The organism is Micromonospora sp. D75 (assembly GCF_018070405.1).
In the GTDB taxonomy this organism is placed as follows: domain Bacteria; phylum Actinomycetota; class Actinomycetes; order Mycobacteriales; family Micromonosporaceae; genus Micromonospora; species Micromonospora chalcea.
In genome coordinates this window covers 1-5,922 of the sequence record NZ_JAGPXV010000364.1, presented here as the reverse complement: position 1 = coordinate 5,922, position 5,922 = coordinate 1, and the positions used below count along the sequence as shown (strand labels likewise).

Below are 5,922 nucleotides of genomic sequence, written 5' to 3'. Positions count from 1 at the left end.
CCGCGAGGGCCGGCTCGCCCGCTCGGACGCCGAACTGCTCGCCCGCGCCCGCCGCCTGATCGACAGCTACCTTCCCGAGTACGGCTCGGCCGCCGTGCCCGCGAGCGTGCGCTGGGTGACCAACCAGAACGGCCGCTGGGGCTCCTGCACCCCCGCCGACCGCACCATCCGGATCTCGCACCGGATCCAGGACATGCCCGACTGGGTGATCGACTACGTCCTCCTGCACGAGCTGACGCACCTCATCGTGCCCAGTCACAACGCCGAGTTCTGGGCGCTGGTCGCCCGGTACCCGCGCTCGGAGCGGGCGCGCGGCTACCTGGAGGGCGTGGCCGCCACCGCCGCCATCCCCTGACCACCCTCTCGCCCTCGGCCGTGCGCGGTTGATCATGAGGTTGGCCTGGTGATCCGTCCGTTTCGTCACCGTCAACGTCATGATCGCGTGTGGGGTGGGGTTAAGGTCGGCGGGTGTCCCGACGTGTGGTGGTGGCGTTGCTCGGCCCGGTGACCTGGACGCCGAAGAGCGCGCCGCCCAGCGTGGCGACCATCGACTGCATCGGGCCGAGCTGGGCGCGGGCCTCCGGCGGCACCAGGTCGCCCATCGCGCCGACCATCCGGCTGGCGACCGGGTCGCAGAGCTTGCGCCACACGTCGAGCGTCTTGAAGATCCACTCGTTGCGGTTCCAGGCGACCGAGGTGCGGATGCCGGAGGGCCACGAGGTCGCCGGCTCCAGCCAGAGGTCGGCGATGCGCAGCGCCTCCTCGACCGCGTTGCGTTCGAACGGCGACACCGCCGGGTCGCCGGCGGCGGCGAGCTGGCTGGCGGCTACCTGCCGGGCCAGGTCCCAGTTGACCGGCCCGCTGCCCGGCGCCGAGAGCAGGTGCTGCAACTGCGACATGAACTGCTGCATCGCCGCGGGATCGTTGGGGTCCGGTGGTTGACCACCCGGGAGCGCGAAACCGAACGGAATATCAGGCACGACGTCTACGGTACGCGGGCCCCGCCGCAGGTCGTGCCACTCGGCGTTGCGCTGAGGGCGAAGTCCTCGGGTCACCGCGCCGGGCGGCGGGGCGCGGATCGGTACGCTCTGGCGCATGAGACGTCGCGGCGTGACCGTCCTGCTCGGTGCCCTGCTCACCGCACTGCTCAGCGTCGGTGTGCTGAGCGTGCCGCTGCCGTACGTGGTGCTCGGTCCCGGTCCGACGGTGAACACGCTGGGCAGCGAGGACGGCAAGGAGGTCATCCAGGTGACCGGCCGCTCGACGTCGACGTCCGCCGGTCAGCTCCGGCTCACCACGGTCGGCGTGCAGCCGACGGTGCGGCTCCGGTCGGCGCTGGCCGGATGGTTCTCCTCGGACGAGGCGGTGGTGCCGCGCGAGCTGGTCTACCCGCCGGGGCAGTCGCAGGAGGAGGTCGAGAAGCGCAACGCGGAGGACTTCCAGAACTCGCAGACCAGCGCCGAGACGGCGGCCCTGCGTGAGCTGGGCTACCCGATCAAGGTGCTGGTCAAGGCGGTCACGGCGGGCGGGCCGTCGGCCGACGTGCTGCGCCCCGACGACGTGCTCACCTCGGTCGACGGGGTGCCGGTGACGAGCGCGGCCAAGCTGACCGAGCTGATCCGGTCGAAGCCGGCCGGCACCGCGCTGCGGATCGGCTACACCCGTGGTGACACCCCCGGCACGGCCACGGTGACCAGCCAGGAGCAGGACGGCCGGCCGCGGATCGGCGTGGAGATCGACCAGCAGCAGCCGCACCCGTTCACCCTCAAGATCGATCTGGGGGACATCGGCGGGCCGAGCGCCGGGCTGATGTTCTCGCTCGGCATCATCGACAAGCTGGAGCCGGCCGACCTGACCGGCGGCAAGATCATCGCCGGTACCGGCACCATCGACGACGAGGGCCGCGTCGGCCCGATCGGCGGTATCGCGCAGAAGCTCGTCGGCGCCAAGGAGGCCGGCGCGAACGCGTTCCTGGTGCCCGCCGACAACTGCGCCGAGGCCGTCCGCAACCCGCAGCCGGGCCTGCCGATGCTGAAGGTCGCCACGCTGGACGAGGCATTGAAGGCACTCGAGGCGCTGCGTACCGGGGGGCAGCCGACGCGCTGCTGAACCGGCCGGGACCACGACTGCTGTGCCGATCGTGACGTGACCTTGACCCGACGTGCTCAGGATGACCCCGTACTCTTGGTGCCTGGTCGGAGCCGATCACATCGAGCGTGCGGAGCCAACAGTGGTCATGCGTAGCAGTCCCTTGCCGAGGATGAGCCGACGCGGACGCGTCACCATCGGTGTCCTGATCGGGGTGTTCGTCTTGTTCACCCTGCTCGGCTGGGGCGTCAACGCATGGACGGACTGGCTCTGGTTCAACGAGGTCCGCTACACCCAGGTCTTCACCGGCGTGCTCGCCACCCGGCTGCTGCTGTTCCTGGTGGTCGGCGTCGGCATGGCGCTGATCGTGGCCGGCAACCTCTGGCTCGCCTACCGGCTGCGACCCCGGATGCGCCCGCACTCGGCCGAGCAGGCCACGCTGGAGCGCTATCGGATGCTCCTGAGCCCTCGCCTCGGCACCTGGATCGCGCTCGCCGCCGCCGTCGTCGGACTGTTCGCCGGCCTGTCCGCGCAGAGCCGGTGGAGCCAGTGGCTGCTGTTCCGCAACGGCGGCGACTTCGGCGTGAAGGATCCCGAGTTCGGCATCGACGTCGGCTTCTACGTCTTCCAGCTCCCGTTCTGGCGCTACCTGCTCGGCGTCGGCTTCACCGCCGTCGTGCTGTCCCTGCTCGGCGCGCTCGCCGTGCACTACATCTTCGGCGGGGTGCGGCTGCAGGGCGTCGGCGACCGGATGACGAACGCCGCCCGCGCCCACCTCAGCTCGCTGGTCGCGTTCTTCGTGCTGCTCAAGGCCGTCGCGTACGTGCTGGACCGGCGGGCCATGCTGCTGGAGTACAACGACAGCGCCAAGCTCTACGGCGCCGGCTACGCCGACGTCAACGCGCTGCTGCCGGCGAAGGAGATCCTCGCCTGGATCTCCGTCCTGGTGGCGCTGGCGATCATCGTGTTCTCCAACGCGGTCATGCGGAACCTGGTCTGGCCGGGCATCTCGCTCGCCCTGCTCGGCGTCTCCGCGGTCGCGATCGGCGGCATCTACCCGTGGGCCGTGCAGACGTTCGAGGTCAAGCCGAGCGCCCGGGACAAGGAAGCGCCGTACATCGAACGCAGCATCAAGGCCACCCGCACCGCGTTCGGCCTCGAAGGCACGAAGATCACACCGTACGCGGCGAGCAACCTCGTTCCACCCGCCAGCCTGGCCACCGACACCTCGGTGGTGCAGAACATCCGGCTGCTCGACCCGCAGCTGGTCTCCGAGACGTACACCCAGCTCCAGCAGGTACGTGGCTTCTACGACTTCGGCTCGAAGCTGGACATCGACAGGTACTCGGTCAAGGACAAGACCTCCGACTACGTGGTCGGCGTCCGTGAGATCAACTACGGCGAGCTGACCGACCAGCAGAGCAACTGGATCAACCGCCACACCGTCTACACCCACGGGTACGGCCTGGTGGCCGCCCCGGCGAACCAGGTGGTCTGCGGCGGTCAGCCGTACTTCGTCTCCGGCTTCCTGGGTGAGAAGGCGCAGGAGGCGTGTTCCTCGCCGGCCGAGGAGATCCCGGCCCAGCAGCCGCGGATCTACTACGGCGAGCGGATGGAGCCCGGGGACTACGCGATCGTCGGCCAGAACGGCGACCGCAACGTCGAGTTCGACCGGCCCACCTCCACCGGTGGCGAGCAGTACTACACCTACAGCGGCGAGGGCGGCGTCAAGATCGGTTCGTTCCCCCGCCGCCTGCTCTACTCGATCAAGGAGCAGGAGCCGAACTTCCTGCTCTCCGAGGCGGTCAACGAGAACTCGAAGCTGCTCTACGTGCGCAACCCGCGTGACCGGGTGGAGAAGGTCGCTCCGTTCCTCACGCTCGACGGCGACCCGTACCCGGCGGTCGTGAACGGCCGGGTCCTGTGGATCATCGACGGCTACACCACGGCGGCGACCTACCCGTACGCCGAGCGGGTCAACCTCCAGGCGGAGACCGCCGACGAGCTGACCGGCCGGGGCACGTTCCAGCTCGCCCGGGAGAACGTCAACTACATCCGCAACTCGGTGAAGGCGACTGTCGACGCCTACGACGGCACGGTCAAGCTCTACTCGTACGACGACACCGACCCGGTGCTCAAGGCGTGGAACAAGGCGTTCGGCGGTGACCTGGTGCTGCCCAAGGGCGACATCCCGGCCGAGCTGGCCGAGCACTTCCGCTACCCGGCGGACATGTTCAAGGTGCAGCGCAACCTGCTCACCAAGTTCCACGTCACCGACCCCGGCGACTTCTACTCCGGCCAGGACTTCTGGCAGGTGCCGAACGTGCCGGACGCGCCGGACAGCGGGCAGAAGCAGCCGCCGTACTACCTCTTCACCCAGTTCCCCGGGCAGGAGGGGCCACGCTTCCAGCTGACCTCCGCGGTCACTCCGAACGGGCGGCAGAACCTCGCCGCGCTGGTCTCCGGCTCGTACGTCGACGGCAAGCCACAGCTGGAGGTGCTGGAGCTGCCGGACCAGACCCGGATCTCCGGGCCGACGCAGGTGCACCAGCAGATGACGAACAACGGCGACATCCGGCAGCAGCTCAACCTGCTCTCCTCGAACCAGGCCCAGGTGCAGTACGGCAACCTGCTCTCGCTGCCGTTCGCCGACGGCATGCTCTACGTCGAGCCGGTCTACGTGAAGAGCAGCAACCAGGACGCGTACCCGCTGCTGCAGAAGGTGCTGCTCTCCTACGGTGACGGCGGCTCGTACGTGGTGCTCGCCAACAACCTCAACGACGGCATCAAGCAGCTCGTCGAACAGGGCAAGCGGGCGCCGAACAACAACCCGCCGCCGAGCACCGACGACAACGAGACGCCGACGCCGACGCCGACGCCGACCGGGGGTGACAACAACACCCCGCCGGCGACCGGCGAACTGGCCCAGGCGGCGGCCCGGGTGCAGACCGCGATCAGCGAGGTCAAGGCCGCGCAGGCGTCCGGCGACTTCGAGCGGTACGGGCGCGCGCTGAAGGCGCTGGACGAGGCGATGAGCGCGTTCCAGCAGGCACAGTCCGCGGCCGGCGGCTCGGGCAACCCGGCGCCGTCGGGCAGCGCCTCACCGCCGGCGCCCACGTCGCCCGCGCCCACGCCGAGCGGCTGACGCCGAGCCGACACCACGAGCCCGTGGTCCGGGACCGCAACGGTCACCCGGACCCCGGGCTCGTGTCGTTTTCCGGACTCCCCGCCCGCAACCCCGGACCGCACTGCGCCGTCAACAGTGCAGGTGGACGTGTGGGGGCGGGAGGGCACATGCGGGACGCTAACAGCTTCGACGACTTCTACCGCAGCACGTCGGGGCGGGCCATCCGGTACGGCTACGCGGTGGCCGGCGACCCGGCCGAGGCCCAGGACCTCGTGCAGGAGGCGTACGCGCGGGCCTGGCAGCGTTGGTCCCAGGTCGGCACGTACGACGACCCGGAGGCGTGGGTGCGCACCGTCGGGCACCGCCTGCTGGTCAACCGGTGGCGCAAGGTCCGCAACAGCGTGGTCGCCTACCGGCGGCACGGACCACCACCTCCGGTCCGGCCACCCTCCGAGAACACTGTCGCGCTGGTCAGCGCGTTGCGGCAGTTGTCGGCGGACCAGCGGCAGGCGATCGTCCTCTACCACCTGGCCGACCTGTCGGTCGCGGAGATCGCGGCGCAGATCGGCGTGCCGAGCGGCACCGTCAAGGCCCGCCTGGCCCGGGGCCGCAAGGCTCTCGCCGCCCTGCTCGACGTGAACTTCCCGGAGGAGGTCCGCAATGCCTGACCCGATCTTCTCCGACCTCTACCAGGACACCGAGGACCT

General features: G+C 69.9%; 4 protein-coding genes and 1 pseudogene. 4 read left to right on the top strand and 1 reads right to left on the bottom strand.

Going from position 1 to position 5,922, the window contains the following annotated elements; genetic code table 11:
* On the top strand, positions 1 to 355 hold a 355-nt coding region (locus tag KBX39_RS20505; protein ID WP_210872009.1), incomplete at its 5' end, for a M48 family metallopeptidase.
* Positions 356 to 506: 151 nt separating this feature from the next.
* Here the strand turns inward: KBX39_RS20505 and KBX39_RS20500 are convergent.
* Positions 507 to 980 (bottom strand): annotated as a pseudogene (locus KBX39_RS20500) (zinc-dependent metalloprotease); the annotation flags it as partial.
* Between the two features lie 115 nt (positions 981 to 1,095).
* Between KBX39_RS20500 and KBX39_RS20495 the strand changes: the two are divergent.
* The 3 genes from KBX39_RS20495 (at position 1,096) to KBX39_RS20485 (ending at position 5,883) form a co-directional block, all read left to right on the top strand.
* Positions 1,096 to 2,109: a PDZ domain-containing protein gene (locus KBX39_RS20495; RefSeq protein ID WP_176722737.1), complete on the top strand. Its 1,014-nt coding sequence runs from the start codon at positions 1,096 to 1,098 to the stop codon at positions 2,107 to 2,109.
* Between the two features lie 127 nt (positions 2,110 to 2,236).
* Positions 2,237 to 5,233 (top strand): UPF0182 family protein, encoded by a 2,997-nt coding sequence (locus KBX39_RS20490; protein ID WP_247660396.1) that lies wholly within the window; start codon positions 2,237 to 2,239, stop codon positions 5,231 to 5,233.
* A 149-nt stretch (positions 5,234 to 5,382) separates the two neighbouring features.
* The gene (locus KBX39_RS20485; RefSeq protein WP_210872005.1) at positions 5,383 to 5,883 is read left to right on the top strand and encodes a SigE family RNA polymerase sigma factor; all 501 of its coding nucleotides are present in this window, start codon (positions 5,383 to 5,385) and stop codon (positions 5,881 to 5,883) included.
* Positions 5,884 to 5,922 lie beyond the last annotated feature (39 nt).

Excerpts from the sequence above, each read along its gene's own strand:
- KBX39_RS20490 (WP_247660396.1), top strand. The coding sequence starts at position 2,237 with ATGCGTAGCAGTCCCTTGCCGAGGATGAGCCGACGCGGACGCGTCACC.
- KBX39_RS20495 (WP_176722737.1), top strand. The coding sequence starts at position 1,096 with ATGAGACGTCGCGGCGTGACCGTCCTGCTCGGTGCCCTGCTCACCGCA.
- KBX39_RS20485 (WP_210872005.1), top strand. The coding sequence starts at position 5,383 with ATGCGGGACGCTAACAGCTTCGACGACTTCTACCGCAGCACGTCGGGG.